Origin of the sequence: Streptomyces hydrogenans (genome assembly GCF_014656075.1) — a bacterium.
GTDB classification, from domain to species: domain Bacteria; phylum Actinomycetota; class Actinomycetes; order Streptomycetales; family Streptomycetaceae; genus Streptomyces; species Streptomyces hydrogenans.
Genome location: NZ_BNBS01000138.1, coordinates 1 through 21,116 on the forward strand (window position 1 = coordinate 1; position 21,116 = coordinate 21,116).

Consider the following 21,116-nt stretch of genomic DNA (forward strand, 5'->3'; position numbering starts at 1 on the left):
GGCCTCGGGGCCCTCTGCCCCGTACGGCAGAGGGCCCCGAGGCCGGCAGCCGTGTCACGGTCCACGACGCGGCCGGGTGTGTGCAGGGCGAGTTCACGCGTCGTCATCTTTGAATCCAAGCCGACGCTGCGCCCCCACGTCTTCGATCCGAAGGTGCTGAGCCGATTCTGCCGTCGGCATGAGGCATGAGGCATGAGGCATGAGGCATGAGGCATGAGGCATGAGGGGCAGGCGCGGCGCTCGCGAGGAGCGTTCCCGCGGTATTCGCTGTGGAGGCTGGCTCACCGACAAGCTCGCCGTTCAGCCTTCAGCGTCCGGTGACAGTGGTTGGATTTCGGCGGCCAGGGTGACTTGGGCGGTCCATGACCACGGCTCCCGGGGCGGATTCCAGCTCACTTCCACATAGGTGGCGTGGAAGTCGCGCGCGAGTTCCGTCACCATCACCGCCGCCGCGTCCCGCGCGTCGTGCGGGTCGGTGTAGATCGGCACGTCCAGCCGCCCGCAGAGCATTCCCCTTTCGGTGAGAACACTGGTGCGCCAGCCCTCCGGCGTCGCCAACAGAACGATCCCCGTCGGAACGCCCCAGGCGGGACGCTCCTTCTCCTTCTTCTTCCTGCTGCGTCTCGTCATGCCGCCATCCACCATCGTCGAGTGCGCAGTGATGAGTCCGGGCGGAGGGCCAACCGCCGTGGCACGGTGCCGCCGGCCCTGCGCGGTAAGCCGAACTCCTTCAGGACGGATCGTCGATGAGCCCGAAGTCCTCCGGGAACTCCTCCAGGAACTCACGGCGAACGGGGTCGGTCTCGGCAGCTGCCATCTCTCCGAGCAGGGCGATCAGCTCCCGCTGTTGATCACTCGGCAGTGTGGTGACCACGTGGGCGACGCCCTCCAAGACCTTCACCGCGTCATCCTGATCCATCTGCTCGTCTTCGCTGCCGTCGATGAAACACAGGACATCGACCAAGGCCTCGGCCAAGGCGCGAGTCAGGGACGGATGCGAAGACGTCACGACGGTCTCCCGGGAGATCAACGGCAGAGTCCGGCCATTCCAGCACACACCACAGACAGCACTTTCCCTGGGCCTCCGTGGATGGTAGACCAGAGCCCCAGAACGAACAGCGGATGCCCACGGCCTCGGGGCCTCGGAGCGCGCCGAGACTCCGCACGCTGCTTGAGCTTTCAGCCGCGACACGGCTGTCGAGGTCCGGCAGGCGGTACACGGCACCCCGAGCAGCGCGTCAGAGTCGCATGGGCGGCCCGGATCTCAGTGGCCGCCGGTGTGCGGGCGCACGGGACGGGGCAGTGGCTGACGCCAATCGCCCAGCTTCGTGAGGAGAAACCGGCGGGCGAGTGAGCGAATCTCGTCCCACGACGGGTCGGTGGACAGGGCGTTGCCCCAGGGGCCGACGCGGCGGGTGGCGTCGATCTCGCCGAGGCGACAGCCCACGGCCCGTAGATCACGCAGCTCCTCCGGCGCGAAGACTCCGCGCTCCGCGAGGCCCTCGGAGACGCGACAAAGGAGCTCCATCTCTTCAACGACGTCCTTCGTCTCCACCTCACGCTCACCCAGCCAGGCGAGTTGATCCTGAGCGTCGGCTGCCAAGAGGGCTGTGAGGCGCAAGGTCCAGGTGTGCAGGCGCGCGTCGCCGAGATAATTCACGCCTGCATGATCGCACCCGCCTTCCGCAACCGTGAGTGAGGTCACGGAGGGCGGCAACGCCCGGCGCGGATGCTGAGGGGACGGGAGACCGGCGAGTGCCGTCGCGGTCGAGCAGTTCCGGAACCCGCTCTCTTTCGAACAACGCCACCTCGGGCGATCACGCCGGTCCGGGCCCGGTCACCGGTAGGCGTCCGCACCAGTTCGGCGCTCCCGCCAAGGAGGGCGAGCGTGTTCCTGTCCGCTGCCGCGCCGCCCGGTTCTCGTCGCCGCCGCCCTCCGTCACCTCCTCGCCGCCCAGTTGGCGGTCGTTGCCGAGGAGACGATCACCCACCGCCGTACCGTCAAGGCCAATCTGCGGACCGACGCCTCCCATACGTACTTCTTGCCGCGAGGCGGCCTCGGACAGGAGATCGCCACCCCCGGCGACAAGCCGGCGGCGGCGCCTTCATCCACAGCTGGGCCATGCCCGCCGTGTTACGTGCCCGGAGTGACACCTTGTGCCGGCCGACCCTCGGCGTGGAAAGGAAGATCCGACGGGTCGGCAGCTGTACTTCCGCGATGACGTCGGCAATCTCCCCTCCGGCCGAGAACCTCACGAACGAGCCGCGGTCCCCCAGGTCTCAGCAATCGGGATCATGGCCGGCCGGACAACTCCTGGGCGGACTTCGGCCATGCGAACCTCCCCGCCCAGTGGGCCCAGACCACGGCGACCATCAGGGCGGCCGTCAGTCCGCCCAGGGCCATCACAGTGGAGGGCGAGGAACGGTCGAGGACGGCTCCTCCTGCCAGGGCGCCGATGGAGAGGGTGGCCTGGAAGGAGGCGGTGAAGAGGACCGAGGACGCCTCGGGGGAGTCGGGGGCGGCCTTGGAGAACCACGTCTGGGAGCAGACCGGGACGGCACCGTAGGCGACTCCCCAGACGACCAGCAGTACCAGCGCGCCGGCGTCCGACCGTCCCAGGACGGGGAGCAGAAGGGTCGCGGCGGCGATCATCGCCGCCGCCGCGGCGAAGGTGGACCGTGGATGGCGGCCCACCGCGGACCCGCCAAGGAAGTTGCCGGCGATGCCCGCCGCACCGTAGATCAGCAGGTAGATCGTGAGAGCACCCGAACCGACGTGGGTCACCTGCTCCAGGAACGGAGTGACGTACGTGTACGTGCCGAAGTGGGCGAGCACGACGAGGACGGTCATGAGCAGCGCGAAGCGGGTGCCGACGCTTCGGAGCATGCCGCCGAGGACGTCGAGGCGCGTCGCCCGGTCGGAAGGGAGGGGCGGGACGACGGCGAGGAGCAGTACGAGGACGGCCAGCGTGAAGCCGCCCACGGCCAGGAACGCCGTTCTCCAGCCCGCTACGTCGCCGATGAACGTGCCCAGCGGTACGCCGAGTACGGAGCCGAGAGGCACCGCCGAGAAGATCACCGAAGTCGCGCGGCCCACGGACTTCGCGGGAACGAGCTGACGGGCGAGCCCGGCCCCGATGGACCAGAAGCCGCCGATGGTGACGCCCACCATGACGCGGGAGATCAGGACCAGCGAATAGCTCGATGCGACGGCTGCCAGGAAGTTGGCCGACGACAGGAGAAGGAGGAACACGCCCAGCATGACCCGCCGGTCGACATGTCCCGTGGCCACCGTGACCACAGGTGCCGAGACCGCGGCGAGTAGTCCTGGCATGGTCATCATCAGACCGGCCATTCCGTCCGAAACGGCGAAACTCGAGCCGATCGACGTGAGGAGGCCGATCGGAAGAATTTCGGTCGTGACGATGGAGAAGATCCCCAGCATGATCGAAAAGACCGCTAACCAGGAGATGAAAGTCGAGCGCTCCGGCGATGCGGCGGATTCGACAGAGGGGGTGGTGGATGTGGACACGAAAACCGTCCTGAGTGAGGCAACACATGGAGAGTGTGACCTCTAGTCCAGCAGGAACGGGCACCATCTTCTGGCAGGTTTCCGACGCCAACCATCGGCCCCACGCCGGCGCCTGGAGGAGCCCACTGCAGCCAATTCTGTGCGCGCAGAGAACACTCGGACGGCACTTCCGGACAAGCATCGCTTGTGCGGACCCGTAACGTCTCCATGCAAGGGGCCTGCCTGCAACTACGGTCCCGCGCGCTGTATCAAGGGAGTGATGGATGAGTTCTCAGCTGAAGGCATTCGGGTTCGGCATGCCGTGGGAGTCGTTGTACGGGTACAGCCAGGCCGCTCAGGTCGGTGACACGGTTTATGTGTCGGGACAGCTGTCTCATGACCGTCACGGCAACTTCGTGGGTGTCGGCGACTTCGAACTGCAGGTCCGCACCACGCTGGAGAATCTGGACCTGGTGCTGAGGCAGTTCGGAGCCGAGCGTAGCCAGATAGCGGAGACCACGGTTCTGGTGAGGAACCTGCGGGAGAACTTCGACACGACAGCACGCCTCCACGCCGAGTACTTCGGGGAGCACCGGCCCGCCAGCACGGTCATGGGCGTTTCCGATTTGGCACTGCCGGACCAACTTGTGGAGATCGGCGCGCTCGTGCGTCTCGATGTGAAGCCGTAGGTGAGGAGGCCGGCCTGATCCCTTCGGCCTCTTGCCTACCCGTCGGGTCTCGACGTGTCCAGTTCCGCCCTCCGCTTCCTCGCGCGGCAGTTGCGGCGGTACCGCCGCCCGATCGGCTCCCGGTGGTGGCGCCCCCTCTCCGCCCAGAGCTCCGCGACGCTGACCGCGCGTTCGCCGGCTGGTGAGGGGCGTCCGATGTCCCACCTAGTACTGCAACGGTGTTTGCCGTGACTGGTGGCCAGGTCGTTCGTTGGCGTGTTCATGGGTGGGGAACTTGCTGATGCCCGGTCGTGGACGGGTGAACTGAAGGCTCTGCACGAGCGGTTCGTGCACCGTTTTGCCAGGTCGGAGCCGCGCGAGTCGGCGCTTGCGTATATGCGGGGACTGATCGCTCCGCTGGAGCGGAAGAACGGCTGGACGCTTGCCGAGGAGGCCGGGCACGCGGGCCCGGACCGGCTCCACCGGCTCCTGAACCGGATCGACTGGGACGCGGAAGAGGTGCTGGACGACGTGCGCGAGTACGTCGTCCAGCACCTCGGAGACCCAGGTGCGGTGCTGATCGTGGACGACACCGGCTTCCTGAAGAAAGGGGTCCGGTCGGCCGGGGTTCAGCGGCAGTACTCCGGCACGGCCGGCCGGACGGAGAACTGCCAGGTCGGCGTGTTCCTCGCCTATGCCACCGGCCGCGGCCGCACCCTGATCGACCGGCGTCTCTACCTGTCCGCCTCCTGGACCGACGAACGTGAACGCTGCCGGCGGGCCGGTATCGACGACGAGGTTGTCTTCGAGACGAAGGTCGTGATGGCGAGGGCGATGGTCCGCCGGGCGATCGAGGAGAAGATCCCGTTCGGCTGGGTGACCGCGGACGCCGGCTACGGCTACTCGAAAAGCTGGCGGTCCGAGCTGGAGCGGGCCGATGTCTTCCACGTCATGGCCACCACCCGTCACGACACCGTCGTGACCCGCTGGGCCCTGGACCATCCGGTTCACGACCTGTTCCACGATCTGCCGCGGCAGAAGTGGAAACGCCGCTCCTGCGGCAACGGGGCCCACGGACCTCGCGTCTTCGACTGGGCCAGGGTCGAGGTCCGTCCCTGGCACCGGGAGGACCGGCGACACTGGGTGATCGCCCGCCGCAGCGTCCGCAGACCCGACGAGATCTCCTACTACATCGCCTACTGCCCCGCCGACACCACACTTGACCAGCTGATCTGTGTCGCCGGGGCTCGCTGGGCGGTCGAGGAGTGCTTCCAGAGTGCGAAGCAGGAGTGCGGCCTGGACGACTACCAGGTCCGCCGCTACCCCGGCTGGCACCGCCACATGACCCTGGCCATGGCCGCCCACGCATGCCTGACCGTCCTGCGGGCCCGCGAACTCGACACCGGCAAAGCAGAAACGGATCCTCCGACCTCGTCCCCCTCAGTCTTCCCGAGCTCAGACGCCTGATCCACCGCCTCACCCACCGTCGGCCGGTCTCGGTCGACCACGTCCTGCACTGGTCGACCTGGCGACGCCGACGACAACACCAAGCCCGCATCAGCCACTACAAACAACGCGGCCACACACCACCCGAACCTGCCCAACCATCAGACCAAACACCGTTGCAGTACTAGGACGCAGCATGGCGACGCGGGGGATCGGCGTCGTGCGTCGCGCCTCCGCGGCGGGGTCCAGGAAATCGGGCCCCGCGTCATCTCGTCGCCCCCGGCCGCAGAACAGGCGCCACCGGGGCATGCCCGAGCGGGCGGGGGAGCCGAAAATGTGTTGGCGGCCCCGCGAGGCGCCCTGTTAGCCTCAAGCGGTCGTTCTGATTCGTTGTGGGCCCGTGTGCCCTAGAAGAGGGTGTTTTGATGTCCCGGCTCGCGCCGAGTGCGCCTCGCCACACTGCGTAACCGTCCGTCTCCTTCTGCTGCCCGTCTCTCCGGGCGGCTGCCGGACGTGCTCTCCGGTGTTCTGACCTGCCCATGCGCCGTTCTTCGGCGTCCACGGGCTGCCCTCTGACGAGGCCGCTCGGCCTGCTCTTGCTGCTTTGACCACTTCCCAGCAAGGAGCACCCGGGTGTCCAACCACACCAACAACAACACCCTCAGCCTCAGCACCTTCGCCTGCGCGTGGTGCGGTCTGACCGTGTCCGCGTACGCCGCCGACGGCGCGCCGCGCAACCACTGCCCGTCCTGCCTGCACTCCCGGCACGTCCTCGACCACGTCGAGGGCGGGCCTAGCGAGTGTGAGGGTCGGATGTCACCGATCGCCATCGCCGTGCTCCGCACCGGTGACTGGAGGGTGATCCACCGCTGCGTGCGTTGCGACGAGCTCACCTCCAACCCCGTCTGCACGGACGACAACCAGCTCATCCTGATGCGCATGGCGGTCCGCCCGCTGGCCCAACCGCCTTTCCCGCTCGAAGCGTTCGGAACCCTCTGATCGCGCGACAGGAAAGGAACACGGCTGTGTCACGCAACAACAACAACCGCCGTCAGCGTCGCCCGCAGCGGCACAAGGACGTCCTGCACACCCAGGGCGGACACCGGGCAAGCGACTTCCGGTGCGTCTCCTGCCGGCTCGACGTGTCGCTGGACGCTCCCGGCACCGCGCACCGCAATCACTGCCCGAACTGTCTGGCGAGCCTGCACGTGGACCGGAAGATCCCGGGCGATCGCGACGCGGACTGCCGGGGCCGGATGGAGGCCTTGGGCATGTCCGTCCGCAACGACGGCGAGTGGCTGATCATCCACCAGTGCGCGACCTGCGGCGAACTCTCCGCCAACCGCATTGCGGGCGACGACAACCCGCTCGCCCTGGTCCGCCTGGTCCTGAGACCCCTCGCCGACCCCAGGACCGCCGGCCGCGCCCTCCTCGCTCTGTGACCCGGTGCGGTGCCCCCGGCCGGGGAGGGTCCGCAGCCGCCTCCCACCCCTCGGCCCCCTCTTCGAGCACGGCCCCAACGAGCAGAGAAACGGAACGTCCCCACTGTGAAGATCAGGACCGAGGCCCTCCACGGCACCGACCGCGTGCGCGAGGACGTCACCGTCGCCTTCGGCTCCGCCGAGGGCGCCGACCACGTCGACGCCCTGCGCGCCGACGGCGGCCTGACACCCGGCGGCCTCCTCGTCGCCGAGGACGAGACCGGCACGGTCATCGCGCACACCCTCTTCGCCCGCGCCGGCACAGGCGCTGCTCCGGTGCCGGCCCCGACCCCGGTCTCCGTCGCACCTGACGAAGACGAGACGGTTCTGTCGCTCGACGCCGGCCCCATCCCGTCCGGTGACATGGCCTTCGGCGAGCCGATGGTCGACGCCACCACCGCCAACCAGTCGGAATAGCCGCACCAGCGAAGCCTCAGGTCTCCGACCTGAGGCTTCGCCATGCAGCGCGGGGCGGGAGCCGGTCCCGGTCGCCTCGCCCGGCGTGTCCGTTCCCCTGCCCACCGCTCAGCGATCGGGGTCCCCGGAGAAAGCGAACCGGCTGAGCGTGGGTGAGGACCACGGCGAAGGGCAGCACGTCACGCAGGGAATCGCCGCGGAACGTACGGCCTTCAGCGACGGCCCCGTCCGCGGCGCATCGGTGCGGTTCTGCCCGTGGTCGCGTCCACGGCTCGGGTCGCCACCGGCGCCCTGAGCGCCGTCACTCCGGAGGCGGTCAGACCACCTGGGAGGTCATACCGCCGGAGTTCCTGGAAACCATCTCCTTCGGCAGGTCCGGAGGAACGGGTGAGGAGGAGGTGACGGGGGAGGAGGCGTCGGGGGAGGCGGCGGTGGTCGAGGCGATCATGCGGGCAGCCGCGGTGTGCCGGGTCGCCTCACGGGCCTGCGCGAGGGCCTGCTGTCTGATGTCGCCGAACAATTGGATCGTGGTGGCGGCCAGGACATCGTCGCCGTCGATGGTCCGCTTGGCCCCGGTACGGACGGACAGGGATCGGAGCGAGTCGTCGAGGGGCAGGGGTGTGGCCGGTTCGCCCGGCATCCCCAAGGTGACCGAGCCGAAGCGTTTCACCCCGCCCTCGCGGACGACCATGGCCGCGTCCCGGGCGAGATCCGTCAAGAACGCGCTCGCTATTCCGTCCAGGTCACGGACCATCGCGGGGACGGCGGTCACTCCGCGGCTCGACAGCAGCCTCTTGATCCCGGCCTCGAACCTGTGGGCGCCGACCACGGCACTCGGTTTGCGCGACCTGCTGCGCCGAGGGGGAACGACAACGACGCCTTCGGCGTCGCGTACGACACCGGTCAGGCCCTTGAACGTCGGGCTGTGCTGGTACCACGAGGCGCCCACCTCCACCTCGACGTTGCGTTCGATCGCCGAGATGAGGTCCGCGGGAGTCAGCTTCGTCCGTCCTTCCTCCGCCGCCGCTCTCCTCGCGCCGTCGATGATCTCCGCCAGCACCGTCCGCGTCACCGACGCGGCTGCCCAGGCGGCCGACCGTGAGACGTGCATCGGGGTCACATCCCTGAAGACCGCTTTGACGAGTGGAGACTTGAACGGCAAGACACTGCTGCGTGACGTGTGCTCGGGACTGCGGTGCTCGGGGCACGAGGACTGTGCGGTCATCAGAAGGAGCGCTCCCTGCTGTCGGATGATCAGGACCTGCACTGCACCACGCAGATCCACTGTCCTCCCATCCTGCTGCAAGAACGGGCCGAGAGGTTCGAACAGATGGCGTCCGACCGCTCGTGACACGACAACGGAGAGACGGCGCCCCTCGCGCCCCCGCTACTCCGGCGCGGCCGGCAGCGTCACCGCCTCCTTCCATGCGGTCAACTGCGCCTCGTCCACCGGCTTCATCTCGCCATGGAAGAGCAGGGAGTGACCGTCCTCGACGGCACTGCCTTGTCGCGGCCGGGTGGCGAAGACGTACGTCGCCCCGTCCGGCAGCCGTTGCGCCGTCTCGTCGTCCGGCGTGTACGTGACGCGCACCGTGTCCTGCACGTCCCCTCGGAGCACCGACATCACGTCGACCCGGTAGACGTCCGTCGTCCAGTGCTCGATGTCGCGCCGCCCTTCGGACTCGGTCACGCGCCCCGTGAAGACGTCCTCGGCATGCGGAGCCGTCCCGGCCGGGCTCGTGGCGTCGTAGCCGCGCAACAGGTGCCCCGGGCCGACCTGACCCTCCAGATGCTCGTAGCCGAGCCGGCCGCCCAGCGCCAGCGCCCCGGCCGCACCGCCCGCGAAAGCCATGGTCCTCTTGTTCATGATCATCCCCACAGTGCGTGATAGGCCTTGATGTCGGTCTGTTCGGTGGGGCCGTTGATGCCCTTGTCCGCGAAGTGCGAGTACTCCGCCCACATCAGGGACGGATACAAGCCGTTGTAGGGCTTGTGGCAGAACCCGAGAGCGTGCCCGAGTTCGTGGGCGGCCACGCGCCTGCGGTGCACGTCCGCGCCGATTTTCCTCCCGTCGTCCAGGTAGGCCCTGTTGAACCACACGTAGTCCGTCCCCGTGTTCGGGTCCCACCGGCCGTAGACGAGATGCAGGCCGTTGGCGGTCTGGCGGGTGTCCTTCCACTCCAGATCGGCATAGCTCGTCGCCCCGTCGGGCTTGATCCTGACCTGCTTGAGCGAGCCCGCTGTCCACGCCTTGACCGCGTGCTTGCGCGCGTCATCGAACCTGGAGTCGTCGTCCCACGCGAGTTCGGTGCCGTCCACGGACGAGAAGCCACGTGAGTCCCGCTTGCCGTCCTCCTCGCACAGGTACGCCTGGGCGGCGGCCCGGTAGGCACTCGCGGGGGCCGGCACCGCCAGGAGAACAGCGGCCGCCGAAGCGGCCGCCAGAGCCAAGGCGTTCGTTCTCATATAACCGGACGATAGCGCTCCGTGATCGATCGCGGGCGTGATCCCGCCCGTCGAAGGAGCTGAACGCCACCATGCCCGCCGACGCGCTCCCCTCGCCTCCCCGGCGCGCCCCTCGCGCCCTGCTGACTCTCCTCGCGGGAAACGGGCGTCTCACTCGAGTGCGCGGATCGGCCCCTCCGTACGCTGTCCATCAGGACGGCCGGAACAGGCCTTCGCCTCCGAAAAGGCGCGGAGGTCCGTGTGCGGTGAGCCCGAACCGAGGCTCGCGGCAGGCCCGTCGGGGACGCTCGGAGCTGACGCGGGGTGGGGTGCCCGCCGCGGTCGACGGCCGGGTGACGCGCCCGCGCGTGGCGGGATGCGGGGCTCGGGTCCGGTTGCGGGAGGCGGTCAGGCGTCGAAGCGGTGGCGTGCCGCCTCGATGTGGCCGAGATGCCGCTGGGTCCACTCGCACATGACGTCCACGGTTTCGCGGAGGGCTCGGCCGGGCTCCGTGAGGGAGTACTCGACCCGGGGTGGCACGGTGGGGTGGACGGTGCGCACCACGAGGCCGTTGCGTTCCAGCATGCGCAGGTTCTGGGTGAGCATCTTGTGGCTGATGCCCTCGACGGTGTCGCGCAGTTGTGTGAAGCGCAGGGTCCGCTCGCCCAATGCCTCGATGATCAGCAGCGCCCACTTGTTGGCGACGTCCGAGAAGATCTCGCGCGCCAGGGAGTCCGCACGCCTCAGGTCCGCGTCGTCATGGGCGTCGTTGACCTGCTTGGTCACCATGAGGTTCCTCTCTCACCAGAAAGTGCGTTCTTCCGCGTCAGCCCACACTCTCCTACGGTTACCGAGTCACCACAAGGGACCACGGGCCACCCGCTGCGGCGGAAGCCCGACCGCAGGTCCTCGCTACGGAAGGGAACGGACATGGCCATCGATCTGGTGGATCCGGCGGGACTGGTGAAGGTGGACCTCTACCGGCAGGCGGCGGTGGCGACGGGGTCGAGACTCGTCTTCGTCGCCGGACAGGTCGCCTGGGACGCCGACGGGGTGCTGGTCGGTGAGGGGGACCTCGCCGCGCAGGTGGAACAGTGCTATCTCAACGTCGCCGCGGCTCTCGCCGAAGTCGGAGCCTCCTTCGGCCAGGTCGCGAAGCTGACCGTCTACGCCGTCGACTGGGCGCCCGACAAGATGCCCCTGTTCGTCGAAGGCGTCGCACGGGCGGCAGCGAGGCTCGGGCCCCTGCCCGCCCCGCCGCTCACCGGCATCGGCGTCGCGGCGCTGGCCGACCCCCGCCTGCTGGTGGAGGTGGAGGCCGTGGCGGTCCTTGAGTGAGCGGTGTCCCCTCCCGAGTCCGTAGCTCAGGGGCGGCGGCCTGAAGGAACGGCGTGCCCGGGTTCTCAGGAGATGAGGTGCGGCTGTTCCGCGGTGGCGCCCGGCAGGCTGCGGCCGTCGATCTCCCGACCCTTGAACTCCCGAGCGCGGTCCTCCCGGGCGCGGATCGACCGGTCGAGGTCACTGTGTGCCGGTGCGGGAGCCGGCAGGTAGGGGGCGATGTTGCGCCAGGCGCGGTCGACGTACTCCTGCTTCTCGCCGACCGGGGCGACGTAGTGCAGCGCGTCCGTGGCGGCGTCGCGGTCCTTGAGGCGGGCGATGATCCAGGCCGCGAGGTAGTGCGAGGCCAGGCAGCCGCCGGCGGTGGCGATGTTGCCCTCGGCGTAGAACGGCTGCTGGAGGACCTCGACGCCTGCGGCGACGACCCATGGCTTGGTGATGAGGTCGGTGCAGGCGGGGACGGAGTCGAGGAGGCCGAGCCTGGCCAGCACGAGCGCGCCGGAGCACTGGGCCGCGATGAGCTGGCGCGAGGGATCCAGGCCCCGCAGGACGTTCATGATCGCCGGATCTTCGGTGACCTCGCGGGTGGCGATGCCGCTGCCCACGATGACGGCGTCGGCGGCGCAGGCGTCTTCGAGAGTGGACATCTGCTCGATGACCACCCCGTTCATCGACGTCACCCGGGGGCCGGGGGTCGCGAGGGTCACGCGCCAGCCGTCGGTCGTGACGCGGTTGAGCACGCCGAGTGCGATCAGGGAGTCGAGTTCGTTGTAGCCCTCGAAGGTGAGGATGGCGATGTGCACGACGGCTTCCCTTCCCGGATGACAGTGGGCTCGACCGTAAGGAGCCGCGAGCAGGACAGTCAAAGAATTGTCATGGATACAATCCGGCGCATGGCGGCCCCGCGATACAAGAAGCTGGTCGACGCGTTCGCGTCCGACATCCGGACCGGGCGTCTCGCCCCGGGGGCGAGACTGCCGACCCACCGCGGACTCGCCGCCCGTGAGGGCATCGCCGTGGTGACCGCGACCCGGGTGTACGCCGAGCTGGAAGCGATGGGCCTGGTGAGCCGGGAACAGGGCCGCGGGACGTTCGTACGCGACATCGCCGTCGCCCCCGGACACGGCATCGATCAGCAGGCCGTCGCCACGGACGCGGTCGACCTCACGTTCAACTACCCGTCGCTGCCCGGCCAGGCCGACCTCCTGCGGCAGGCCCTGCGAGAGGTCGCCACGTCCGGTGACCTCGACTCGCTGCTGCGCTACCAGCCGCACCGCGGCCGCCCCCAGGACCGGTCCTCCGTCGCCCGGCACCTCCGGCGCCGGGGGATCACGGCCGACGCGGACCGGATCCTCATCGCGGGCGGTGCCCAGCACGGCCTGGCCATCACCCTCATGGCGACGCTGAACGCCGGCGACGTCGTCGCGGTCGACGCCCTCACCTACCCGGGTTTCAAGGTGATCGCGCACGCCTTCGGTCTCGACCTGGAGCCGATCCCCACCACCGCCGGCGGTCCGGATCTCGACGCACTGGACAGGCTGTGCGCCGGCCGCCCCGTGGGCGCGATCTACACCATGCCCACCCTGCACAACCCGCTCGGCTGGGTCATGCCGGCAACCGACCGCACCCGCCTCGTCGAGATCGCCCGACGGCACGGTGCGCTCATCATCGAGGACGCGTCGTACGCCTATCTGGTCGAGGACCCTCCACCGCCTCTGGCGGCCACCGCACCGGACATCACCGTCTACGTCTCGGGGCTGTCCAAGAGCGTCGCCACCGGCCTGCGGGTCGGCTTCGTCCTCGCCCCGTCACCCCTGGTGCCCGCGCTCGAACGCGCCATCCGGGCGACCACCTGGAACACCCCCGCCCTCACCACCGCCATCGCCTGCCACTGGCTCGACGACGGTACCGTGGACCAGCTGGAAGCGCGGAAACGGGACGACGCGCGGGCACGCCAGGCGCTCGTCAGACAGGAGTTGGCAGGCCTTCCGCTCATCGGCCACCCCTCCTCGTACTTCACCTGGCTGCCCCTGCCCGACGGCGCACGTGCCGACCGCCTGACCGCGACCCTCGCGCGCCGGAACATCTCGGTCAGCACGGCGGAGCCGTTCACGACCTCGACGCACACCCCCCAGGCGCTCCGCCTCGCCCTGGGCTCCACAGATCTGGACAGTCTCCGTTCGACGCTGCGCACGGTGGGCCGGGTCGTCGTCGAGGACGCCCACGCCTGACCCCGGAGTGTGCGCGGTGGTCGTCGGGGACCGCTTCGCGGTCACCGACCGACGTCAGCGGACGCCGATCCGTCGGTTCGGCTCCGCGTCCGTCATCGCGCCGCCGCGGCCTTGTGAATCCGGGAGGCGAAGAGCTGGGCCAGGGAATGGGCGGTGGCGGGGTCCAGGGAGCTCCCTTCCCCCTCCAGCAACACCTGGGCGACGACCGTGCCCGTGCACATGAAGAGGTTGAGGCCGTCCAGGCCGCCGGCGTTGCGGTAGTAGGCGTGGCTGTCCACGCCGGGGATCGGAGGCACCTGCGCCTCGGTGTACTCGGCCGACCAGGTCTTCTCCTTGCGGCAGGCGTCCTGGGCGGCGCTCCTGTCCGCGAAGGCCGTGAGGTCGAACTGCGCCTCCTCTCCCACCGCCTCGAAGTTCGCCTCGCCGCGCGCGGTCCTGGCGCAGTACCAGTCCGCGTCCTGACCGCAGTTCGCGGCGGGTTCGGGCGCTTCCTCGATCTCCGCGTTCGCGCTCCGCGGCGTCCACCCGGCCATCGACGCCGGGTCGGGCAGTGCCTGCCTGAACCTCTCCTCGGTCCGGAAGACGGTGTCGGAGCCTCCCTTGTCGACCACCGTGCCACCGGAACCCGAAACCGAACCAGAACCAGAACCGGAACCCGAGCCCGAATCCTTCGTGGCGCTGTCGCTCGTGGGAGGCTTCGTCGCCCCCGTGTCGGAGCCGGCGCCTCCACAGCCGGTGGCGAGGGCCGCCAACGCCACGATCAGCACCGCGCTCGAACCCATGCGAAACCTCAAGACGCACTCCCCGTCGTCCGTGCTCACCAGACCGTCGACAAGACGGCCTGTCGATACATCAGATGATCTTGACAGTCGCCCGCTCGGCGATCAAACGCTTGACGAGCAGGTGGCGCACCGCCAGGGTGACGGCCCCCTCGATGTGAAGGACCTGCGGACAGGAGGGCGCCGGTGCCGGTGACGGTGCCCCGGAACCGATGGACCACGCCGCGCACGCCGCCATGACCGTGGTCAGCTTCCTCGTCCTCGCGGTGGGGGTCGTGATCGCAGGCGTCTTCGGGCACCTGACCATGTGAGCCGAGCCGAGCCGAGCCAAGCCGAGCCGAGTCGAGTCGCGTGCGTGGGTTCGCCGTGGTGTACGGCCTTCGGTATTCCGGGCGTTCGCGGTGCCGCGTCCGCGTGCCTAACCCACGGGCCAGTGCGGGTTCGGCATGCCGTCATCGCCCATGTGCGCCCGCTGCCAGATCCCTTGCCAGGTGAACGGCGTGTCCGGTACCAACCGGTGCCTCCCGCCGCACGGACAGGGCGTCAGCACCCACGCGCACCCGCGGCACAGCTCGACCCAGCCGTGCCCGGTCGAGCTCAGCACGTGTTGTCTCTCGTCCCCGCAGGCCGGGCAGCCCGGCAGATCGGCCCCGTCCAGCAGCGCGTTCCGCCGTCGGACGTACGCGGGCAGTCGCAGCGACGGGTGGCGGGACGGGTCGTCGAACCACGCACGCTCCGGGCTCTCCACCCAGCTCCGCATCCACCACGGCCGAGGGCTCGACACGGCCCGCCGACCGGCCCGCTTCTCCGCCCGACGTCGCACGGCGTACTCCTCCGCCCGCGCGAGCCACAGCACCCGCGCCTCCTGCAGTTCCTCCACCGCCCGCCCCAACGCGTCCGGGTCCGCCTCCAGCCGTCGGGGGATCGCCGCGCTGAGCGTGAGGTGGTGGTAGGTCGCCCGCAGGCCGTAGGGAGCGAAAACGGTGAGGCAGGTACGGAGCGCGCTGTGCCGCCGGTGGAGGGGGAGCCGGACGTCGTGCACACGCGCCCGGTGGGTCAGGAAGGCGGCCACTGCGAGAGCTCCAGGTCCAGGGCCCGCGCCGAGACGGCCGTGACGGTCGCCGCGGGTGCCGGCACGTGGGGACAGCCGTACGACGCGTGCTCGCCGACCGGCACGAGCGCGCGGTCGTCCACGGCGAGGACCTCCGGAACGGGTTGCGACACGATCACACACGGATGATGCCGGACCCGATGCCCCGCCGCCACGGACTTTCGCCGCGGCACGGGGCGCCGAGGGCGCCCGCCACCTGGGCAGGGTCGCGCTTCGCTCATGGGAAGAGAGGCCGCGGGAGGCGGTGGGAACGGCCCCCGGCCACGGCCGGGGGCCCGCCGTGATCGGGTCACGGTGCGGCCCGGTTCGGCGGAGACGCTTCGAGTTCCCTCAGCTCGCGCGCGTTCAGCGTGAGGTCGGCGGCCCCGGCGGAGTCGGCGATGGAGGCCGGTCGGCTGGCGCCCGGTATCGGGATCACCGCGGGGGAGCGGGCGAGCAGCCAGGCCAGGGCGATCCGCTGGGGGCTGACGCCGCGCTCGGCGGCGAGGCGGTGGAAGGCCGTGCCGACCGAGGCGGGGCCGGAGGGACCGTCGAGGGAACTGCGGGAGATGCCGCCCAGCGGACTCCAGGGCAGGAAGGCCAGCCCCAGCCGCTCGCTCAGCCGCAGTTCGGGCTCGCTGTCGCGGACGGCGGGGGAGTACCGGTTCTGCACGGAGACGAGTCCGTCACCGAGGATCTGGTGGGCCTGGAGGATCTGGTCGGTGGTGACGTTGGAGACGCCGGCGGTACGGATCGTGCCGGCGTCGAGAAGCTCCCGCAGCGCGCCGACGGATTCCGCCCAGGGCACGGCCGGGTCCGGCTTGTGCAGTTGGTACAGGCCGATGGCGTCGACGCCCAGGCGCCTGGCGGATGCCTCAGCGGCCTTCTTGAGGCGGGCGGGGGCGGCGCTGACGGTCCAGCTGCCGTCGCCGGGGCGGCCGCGACCGCCCTTGGTGGCCACCAGGACGTGGGAGGTGTCGCCGCCGTAGCGCGCCAGGGCGCGGGCGACGAGCAGCTCGTTGTGGCCCGCCTCGCCGGCGTGCCAGTGGTAGCTGTCGGCGGTGTCGATGAGGGTGACACCGGCGTCGAGGGCGGCGTGGACGGTGGCGACGGCCCGCTTCTCGTCCGGGCGGTGCTCGATGGACAGCGGCATGGCGCCCAGACCGATGGCGCCGACAGCGGTGCGGGCGAGGGTGCGCTCCTGCATGGCGGCCTCGTCCTCAGTCGGTGGTGGTGGAGGTGGCGGACGGGGCGAGGGCTTCGGCGACGGCGCCGGGAAGCCAGTCGGTCGTGCGGGAGAAGGAGAAACCCAGCGCCTTCGCCCGGGCGTTACTCATGGCGTAGTGGCGGTCGAAGGAGAACGGCGAAGCCTTCTCGCCTGCCGGGACGGTCCGGTAGACGGCTTCACGGCCGGCCTGCGCGGCGACGATCCCGACCAGGTCGTGGACGTCGATCAGGCCGTCGGAGCAGGCGTTGACCGGGCCGGTGAAATCGGCCGCGGCCGCCCATGACAGCAGGTCCGCCAACTCCTCGTAGTGGATGAAGACAGTGGGCAGCGCCTTCGCGTGCACGGTGATCTCCTCGCTCCGGGTGACGCGCCCGGCATAGTGCGCGAGCCGACCGGTGAACTCCCGAGCCCCGCCACCGAGCACGTGAGCACTGCGCACCGCGGCGAAGGCGAAACCGCCGGCACGGGTGAGCACCGCCTCCGCCTGCCGCTTCCCCTCGGCGTAGTGCGCCTCCAGGTAGGCGTCGTCGTGCCAGGGAAGATCCATGGCGACCTTCCAGAGGGCCGGGTCCACCCGCTCCTCCGACACCGGCGTCCTCGGGGGCACGGCGGACAGGGCGGCGGTCGCGGGGTCGTAGACCTCGATCGTGGAGGTCATGACATAGCGACGGGTGCGGCCCGCGAAGGCGCGGGCGGCGATGGCGGCCTGCACCGGGGTGTAGCAGACCTGGTCCACCACGACGTCGAAGTCGCGGCTCTCCAGCGCGGCCGACAGGGCGGCCTCGTCGCCGCGGTCGACGACGAGGTGCTCCACGCCGGCAGGCGGTGGGGCGGAGCCACGATTGATCACGGTGACCTGGTGGTCGGCCGCCCGCAAGCGCTCGACCAGGAGCTTTCCGAAGTACCGGCTTCCGCCGATGACGCAGATCCGTTGCATGCCCCCACCCTGGATCCTTATCGTCACCAACAGAAGTGCCCACTTGCTGACCAGGTATGAAGGAAAACTGTTGATCGATGTGCAGCGGCTCCGCGTCCTGCGGGCGGTGGCGGAGCACGGCAGCTTCAACCGGGCGGCCGCGTCCCTCCGCCTCACCCCCTCGGCCGTCTCCCAGCAGGTGGCCGCCCTGGACGGCGGCCGCGGCGCGCAGGTCGTCGCGCGCAGCACCCGGGGCGTCACCCTCACCCGGGCGGGGCAGATCATGGTCGGTGCCGCCGAATCCGTCGCCGCGGAGCTGGCACACGCACAGCAGCAGGTCTCCGCGCTCAGCACCGGCCGCACCCAGCTCACCATCGCCACGTTCACCAGCGGCGGGAGGCTCCTGCTCCCCGCCGCCCTCACCCGGCTCACGGCAGCCCATCCCCGCACCGCGCTCCACGTCAGGGAGGGCGAACCCGAGGACACCCTTCCCCTCGTCCGTCAAGGAGCCGTGGACCTCGCCCTCGCCTACCACTTCGACGGCCCGCTTCCCGTCGGCCCCGCCCCCGATGGCCGTCTGACGTGGACCCCGCTCCTGGAAGACCCCCTGCACATCGTCCTGCCGCAGGGCCACCGACTCGCCCACCACGACGCGCTCGACCTCGCCGACCTGGCAGCCGAACCCTGGGTGCTCGGCTGCCTGAAGACCGAGGCGTTCCTGCGCCGCTTCGCCGAGCACGCCGGCTTCAGTCCGGACATCCGGGGGACCACCACCGACTACTTCTTCGCCCGCTCCCTCGTCGCCGCGGGCATGGGCGTCTCCCTGATCCCCTCCATCGCGCTCACCCCCGGGATCCCGGGACTGAGCACCGTCCCGATCACGTCGCCGGGCCCGATCCGACACATCGGCGTCGCCACCCTCGGCGGTCGCGACCGACCACACGTCACCACGCTCCTCCACTCCCTGAGGGAGGAGGCGAAGCGGCACGACGGGCACCGACCCGACACGAGCCCGGCGGACTCCGGCAGCGGGGCGCCTCTCGACTAGGGCGCGGTCATGCCCGTGTCACGACGCACCGTGCTGCGAACGGACGGTCTGCCACTGGCCGATGTGAGCGGTGGCTGCCCCCTCGCGACCGGACCGAAGGTCGGCACCACGCGCGTACGCCCCCCCCCACGAACGCCGAGGCGCTCCCGACAGCGTGTGCCCGCCGCCGCCGCGGCCCGACGGCTCAGCCGCGCTCCGGGTGCCATTCGGCGAGGAGGACGGTGGCGTCGTCGTTGAGGCGCTGGTTCTGGTGCACGAGGATCTGCTGGATCAGGCGGCGCAGCGCTTCGGGCGCGGGAAGGCCGTCGGCCAGGGCGCGGACGACGATGTCGGCCAGCCGCTCCTCGCCGAACAGCTCGCCGGTGGCGGAGCGGGCGTCGGTGACGCCGTCGGTGAAGAGCAACAGCCGGTCGCCCGGCTCCAGGTTCGCCGTGTGGACCGGCGGGGGCGGGAGACCGTAGCCGGTCAGCCCGAGGGGCGGGTGCGGAGGGCGGTCGAGCGCGCCGGTCACGATGCGCCGGTCACGGATGAGCAGCGGGGCCGGATGGCCGCAGTTGATCCAGTCGAGCCGGCCGGTGGAGGTGTCGAGGACGGCGATGACGCAGGTCAGCAGGCGCTCCGGAAGCCACTGCTCCAGCGTGCGGTCGATCTGTACGGCGATGTCGTCGAGGCTGCCGCCGGCGCGCCGGGTGGAGCGGCAGGCGGCCAGCGCCGTGGCGCTGCAGCCGCCGGACGCGAGGTCGTGCCCCATGGCGTCCAGGAGCGTCAGGTGCAGCAGGTCTCCGGCCAGGCTGTGGTCGTACGTGTCCCCGCCCACGTCGTACGCGGGTTCCAGGAGGGCGCTGGAGGTCACCGTCGGCGTGCCGATGGTGCGCGGGGGCAGGAACGCCCACAGCAGTTCGGCCTGGAGGCTCATCGGCCGGGTGCGCATGGTCCGGGTCAGGACGTCGCTGTAGGGCTGTTTGGTCGCCAGGATCATGGCGACCAGTCCGGCGAGGGCCTCGCACCGGTGCAGCAGGGGCGGGTCGAGCTCTGGCGCGGTCACGCGCAGCACGCCGATGCGGCCGATGCCGTCCACGACCGGGATCCACCCCGTCCGCTCGGAACCGCCGCCGCCGGCGCCCGGTCGGCTCAGCTGGGCCGTCTCCGTGCGATAGGCGTGTCCGGCGAGCGAATTGTCGACGAGCACGGTCTCCAGCTCCACGGTCCCGTCGCCGGCCCCGAGCCGGAGCGCCTGCTCGCGGGTCGGGAGCGCGACCAGGGCGTGCTGCTGCAGGTCGGCGACGTAGACGCGGGCACCGGTCAGTCCCAGCCGCCGTCCCGTGTCCTCCACGAGCCGGGGTATCGCGCGGGGGGCGAGGCGGTGGGAGGAGGCCAGCACGTCGGCCAGGACCGCGCCCAGGGGATCGCTGTCCACGGGCACCGCCCGCCCTTCGACGTCGGTCACCGGCCGAACCCGGTCTCCCTCCCATCATGCGCCGGAACGGGGCGGGCCGCGGCGGGGACCACGGCCCGCCCCGCGCCCCGGCCCGTCCGGGAGGTGCTTCCGCTCCTTCCCGGTCCGTCACCGGGCATCCGGTTTGCGTCCGGGGCCGTGGGGCACGCGGACCTCCATGACTCCCGGCCCCGGAGGACCGGGACGGGACAGCCCGACTCTGCGAGAGAACGCGAAAGGGTGAGAGCCGATGTCGACCGGAATCGTCCTGGTCGTGGTCGCGGTCGTCGTCGCCGGGATCGTCGCCGGCATGGCGGTGCACCGACGGCGCCGGATGCGACTGCGCGACCGCTTCGGGCCCGAGTACGAACGGGCCGTCGAGGCGACCGGCAGCAGACGGGCCGCGGAACAGGAACTGGACGCCCGCGAACGCCGCTTCGCCGACCTGGAGATCAGGCCGGTGCCCGGTGAGGAGCGGAAGCGGTACGCCCTGCGGTGGGCGCGCATCCAGGAGGAGTTCGTGGACGGGCCCGAGGCCGCGGTCCACGACGCCGACGAGCTGCTGGCGGAGCTGATGCGCGACCGCGGTTACCCCGACGAGGGGTACGAGCAGCGGCTGCGCGACCTGTCCGTACGACACGGCCGCGCACTGGAGCAGTACAGGGAGGCCCTGGAGGTCCACGCCATGAGCACCTCCGGGTCCGCCTCCACCGAACAGCTGAGGGGCGCGATGATGCACTACCGCACCCTCTTCGACGACCTGCTCGCCGACGGCGAGCCGACCGGCGCCCGCCGGTCCTGACGCGGAGGCAGGAGAGATGCGACACCACGACACGTCCGAGCGTACGACCCAGGCACCGAGCCGTCGGGACCACCCGGACCCGACGGACCGGCACCCCGGGCACGAGCCCGCCCACCCCGACACACCGAGGGGACAGAACCGTTCCGGCTACGGGCGCCCCGTGCCCGGTCCGGCCGGCGGCACCGCGGAACGCCCGCCGGTCGGCAGCCCCACGGTCGCGCCGACCCCACGGGGCCCCGCGGCCCCCGGTGAGCCGGACCGCGGCCGGCCCATCCGCTCCC

24 protein-coding genes and 2 pseudogenes are annotated in these 21,116 nt (G+C 70.5%); 11 read left to right on the forward strand and 15 right to left on the reverse strand.

Annotated features, from left to right (window positions below; translation table 11 throughout):
- Nucleotides 1-300: 300 nt before the first annotated feature.
- The 4 genes from IE321_RS35360 to IE321_RS35375 all read right to left on the reverse strand — a co-directional run bounded on the left by IE321_RS35360 (nucleotide 301) and on the right by IE321_RS35375 (nucleotide 3,445).
- Complete coding sequence (locus IE321_RS35360) at nucleotides 301-630, reverse strand: hypothetical protein (protein WP_190225911.1); 330 nt, start codon at nucleotides 628-630, stop codon at nucleotides 301-303.
- A gap of 100 nt (nucleotides 631-730) precedes the next feature.
- Complete coding sequence (locus tag IE321_RS35365) at nucleotides 731-1,009, reverse strand: hypothetical protein (protein ID WP_190225912.1); 279 nt, start codon at nucleotides 1,007-1,009, stop codon at nucleotides 731-733.
- A gap of 255 nt (nucleotides 1,010-1,264) precedes the next feature.
- Entirely contained in the window at nucleotides 1,265-1,660 is a 396-nt protein-coding gene (locus IE321_RS35370) for a hypothetical protein (RefSeq protein WP_190225913.1), read from the reverse strand.
- A gap of 633 nt (nucleotides 1,661-2,293) precedes the next feature.
- Entirely contained in the window at nucleotides 2,294-3,445 is a 1,152-nt protein-coding gene (locus IE321_RS35375) for an MFS transporter (protein WP_229916686.1), read from the reverse strand.
- Here IE321_RS35375 and IE321_RS42465 point away from each other — a divergent pair.
- The 7 genes and pseudogenes from IE321_RS42465 to IE321_RS35405 all read left to right on the forward strand — a co-directional run bounded on the left by IE321_RS42465 (nucleotide 3,333) and on the right by IE321_RS35405 (nucleotide 7,523).
- Nucleotides 3,333-3,578 carry a hypothetical protein gene (locus IE321_RS42465; RefSeq protein ID WP_229916688.1) on the forward strand — a complete coding sequence of 82 codons (246 nt, stop codon included), beginning with the start codon at nucleotides 3,333-3,335 and terminating at the stop codon, nucleotides 3,576-3,578. The two genes, IE321_RS35375 and IE321_RS42465, sit on opposite strands and share 113 nt — an antisense overlap.
- A 217-nt stretch (nucleotides 3,579-3,795) precedes the next feature.
- On the forward strand, nucleotides 3,796-4,200 hold the full coding sequence (locus IE321_RS35380) for a RidA family protein (protein WP_043221675.1): 405 nt from the start codon (nucleotides 3,796-3,798) through the stop codon (nucleotides 4,198-4,200).
- A 54-nt stretch (nucleotides 4,201-4,254) separates the two neighbouring features.
- A pseudogene (locus IE321_RS35385) lies at nucleotides 4,255-4,362 on the forward strand (IS5/IS1182 family transposase); the annotation flags it as partial.
- Between the two features lie 99 nt (nucleotides 4,363-4,461).
- A complete protein-coding gene (locus IE321_RS35390) occupies nucleotides 4,462-5,646 on the forward strand; it encodes an IS701 family transposase (protein ID WP_190225915.1) in 1,185 nt (394 codons plus the stop codon).
- A gap of 612 nt (nucleotides 5,647-6,258) precedes the next feature.
- Entirely contained in the window at nucleotides 6,259-6,624 is a 366-nt protein-coding gene (locus IE321_RS35395; protein WP_190225916.1) for an RNHCP domain-containing protein, read from the forward strand.
- A 26-nt stretch (nucleotides 6,625-6,650) separates the two neighbouring features.
- On the forward strand, nucleotides 6,651-7,067 hold the full coding sequence (locus IE321_RS35400; protein WP_190225917.1) for an RNHCP domain-containing protein: 417 nt from the start codon (nucleotides 6,651-6,653) through the stop codon (nucleotides 7,065-7,067).
- 105 nt (nucleotides 7,068-7,172) lie between these two features.
- The gene (locus IE321_RS35405; RefSeq protein ID WP_190225918.1) at nucleotides 7,173-7,523 is read left to right on the forward strand and encodes a GNAT family N-acetyltransferase; all 351 of its coding nucleotides are present in this window, start codon (nucleotides 7,173-7,175) and stop codon (nucleotides 7,521-7,523) included.
- A 454-nt stretch (nucleotides 7,524-7,977) separates the two neighbouring features.
- Here IE321_RS35405 and IE321_RS35410 read toward each other — a convergent pair.
- From IE321_RS35410 to IE321_RS35425, 4 genes and pseudogenes are all read right to left on the reverse strand, one after another.
- A pseudogene (locus tag IE321_RS35410) lies at nucleotides 7,978-8,748 on the reverse strand (hypothetical protein); the annotation flags it as partial.
- Between the two features lie 162 nt (nucleotides 8,749-8,910).
- Complete coding sequence (locus IE321_RS35415) at nucleotides 8,911-9,390, reverse strand: hypothetical protein (protein WP_190225919.1); 480 nt, start codon at nucleotides 9,388-9,390, stop codon at nucleotides 8,911-8,913.
- Nucleotides 9,391-9,392: 2 nt separating this feature from the next.
- A complete protein-coding gene (locus IE321_RS35420; protein WP_190225920.1) occupies nucleotides 9,393-9,989 on the reverse strand; it encodes a matrixin family metalloprotease in 597 nt (198 codons plus the stop codon).
- A gap of 387 nt (nucleotides 9,990-10,376) precedes the next feature.
- Complete coding sequence (locus IE321_RS35425) at nucleotides 10,377-10,757, reverse strand: winged helix-turn-helix transcriptional regulator (protein ID WP_043221669.1); 381 nt, start codon at nucleotides 10,755-10,757, stop codon at nucleotides 10,377-10,379.
- 141 nt (nucleotides 10,758-10,898) lie between these two features.
- Between IE321_RS35425 and IE321_RS35430 the strand changes: the two genes are divergently transcribed.
- Nucleotides 10,899-11,306, forward strand: a complete 408-nt coding sequence (locus tag IE321_RS35430) for a RidA family protein (protein WP_190225921.1) — start codon at nucleotides 10,899-10,901, stop codon at nucleotides 11,304-11,306.
- A 65-nt stretch (nucleotides 11,307-11,371) separates the two neighbouring features.
- On the opposite strand, the gene IE321_RS35435 is transcribed toward IE321_RS35430, so the two are convergent.
- The gene (locus IE321_RS35435) at nucleotides 11,372-12,109 is read right to left on the reverse strand and encodes a DJ-1/PfpI family protein (protein WP_190225922.1); all 738 of its coding nucleotides are present in this window, start codon (nucleotides 12,107-12,109) and stop codon (nucleotides 11,372-11,374) included.
- A gap of 90 nt (nucleotides 12,110-12,199) precedes the next feature.
- Here IE321_RS35435 and IE321_RS35440 point away from each other — a divergent pair, with 90 nt between their 5' ends.
- Nucleotides 12,200-13,537, forward strand: coding sequence for an aminotransferase-like domain-containing protein (locus IE321_RS35440; protein ID WP_190225923.1), 1,338 nt, complete (start codon nucleotides 12,200-12,202; stop codon nucleotides 13,535-13,537).
- A gap of 92 nt (nucleotides 13,538-13,629) precedes the next feature.
- Here the strand turns inward: IE321_RS35440 and IE321_RS35445 are convergent, their stop codons facing one another.
- The 5 genes from IE321_RS35445 to IE321_RS35465 all read right to left on the reverse strand — a co-directional run bounded on the left by IE321_RS35445 (nucleotide 13,630) and on the right by IE321_RS35465 (nucleotide 17,571).
- Nucleotides 13,630-14,148, reverse strand: a complete 519-nt coding sequence (locus IE321_RS35445; protein ID WP_190225924.1) for a hypothetical protein — start codon at nucleotides 14,146-14,148, stop codon at nucleotides 13,630-13,632.
- Nucleotides 14,149-14,734: 586 nt separating this feature from the next.
- Entirely contained in the window at nucleotides 14,735-15,388 is a 654-nt protein-coding gene (locus tag IE321_RS35450; RefSeq protein WP_190225925.1) for a hypothetical protein, read from the reverse strand.
- Nucleotides 15,373-15,546 (reverse strand): hypothetical protein, encoded by a 174-nt coding sequence (locus tag IE321_RS35455; RefSeq protein WP_190225926.1) that lies wholly within the window; start codon nucleotides 15,544-15,546, stop codon nucleotides 15,373-15,375. Before IE321_RS35455 ends, IE321_RS35450 begins: the two co-directional genes overlap by 16 nt.
- 170 nt (nucleotides 15,547-15,716) lie before the next feature.
- The gene (locus tag IE321_RS35460; protein ID WP_190225927.1) at nucleotides 15,717-16,613 is read right to left on the reverse strand and encodes an aldo/keto reductase; all 897 of its coding nucleotides are present in this window, start codon (nucleotides 16,611-16,613) and stop codon (nucleotides 15,717-15,719) included.
- Between the two features lie 13 nt (nucleotides 16,614-16,626).
- The gene (locus tag IE321_RS35465) at nucleotides 16,627-17,571 is read right to left on the reverse strand and encodes an NAD-dependent epimerase/dehydratase family protein (RefSeq protein ID WP_190225928.1); all 945 of its coding nucleotides are present in this window, start codon (nucleotides 17,569-17,571) and stop codon (nucleotides 16,627-16,629) included.
- Between the two features lie 70 nt (nucleotides 17,572-17,641).
- Here IE321_RS35465 and IE321_RS35470 point away from each other — a divergent pair, with 70 nt between their 5' ends.
- A complete protein-coding gene (locus tag IE321_RS35470; RefSeq protein WP_190225929.1) occupies nucleotides 17,642-18,598 on the forward strand; it encodes a LysR family transcriptional regulator in 957 nt (318 codons plus the stop codon).
- A 184-nt stretch (nucleotides 18,599-18,782) separates the two neighbouring features.
- Here IE321_RS35470 and IE321_RS35475 read toward each other — a convergent pair whose 3' ends face one another.
- Nucleotides 18,783-20,045, reverse strand: a complete 1,263-nt coding sequence (locus IE321_RS35475) for a PP2C family protein-serine/threonine phosphatase (RefSeq protein ID WP_229916685.1) — start codon at nucleotides 20,043-20,045, stop codon at nucleotides 18,783-18,785.
- Nucleotides 20,046-20,283: 238 nt separating this feature from the next.
- On the opposite strand from IE321_RS35475, the gene IE321_RS35480 reads away from it, so the two are divergent.
- Nucleotides 20,284-20,835, forward strand: a complete 552-nt coding sequence (locus IE321_RS35480; RefSeq protein WP_190225930.1) for a hypothetical protein — start codon at nucleotides 20,284-20,286, stop codon at nucleotides 20,833-20,835.
- Nucleotides 20,836-21,116: the final 281 nt, after the last annotated feature.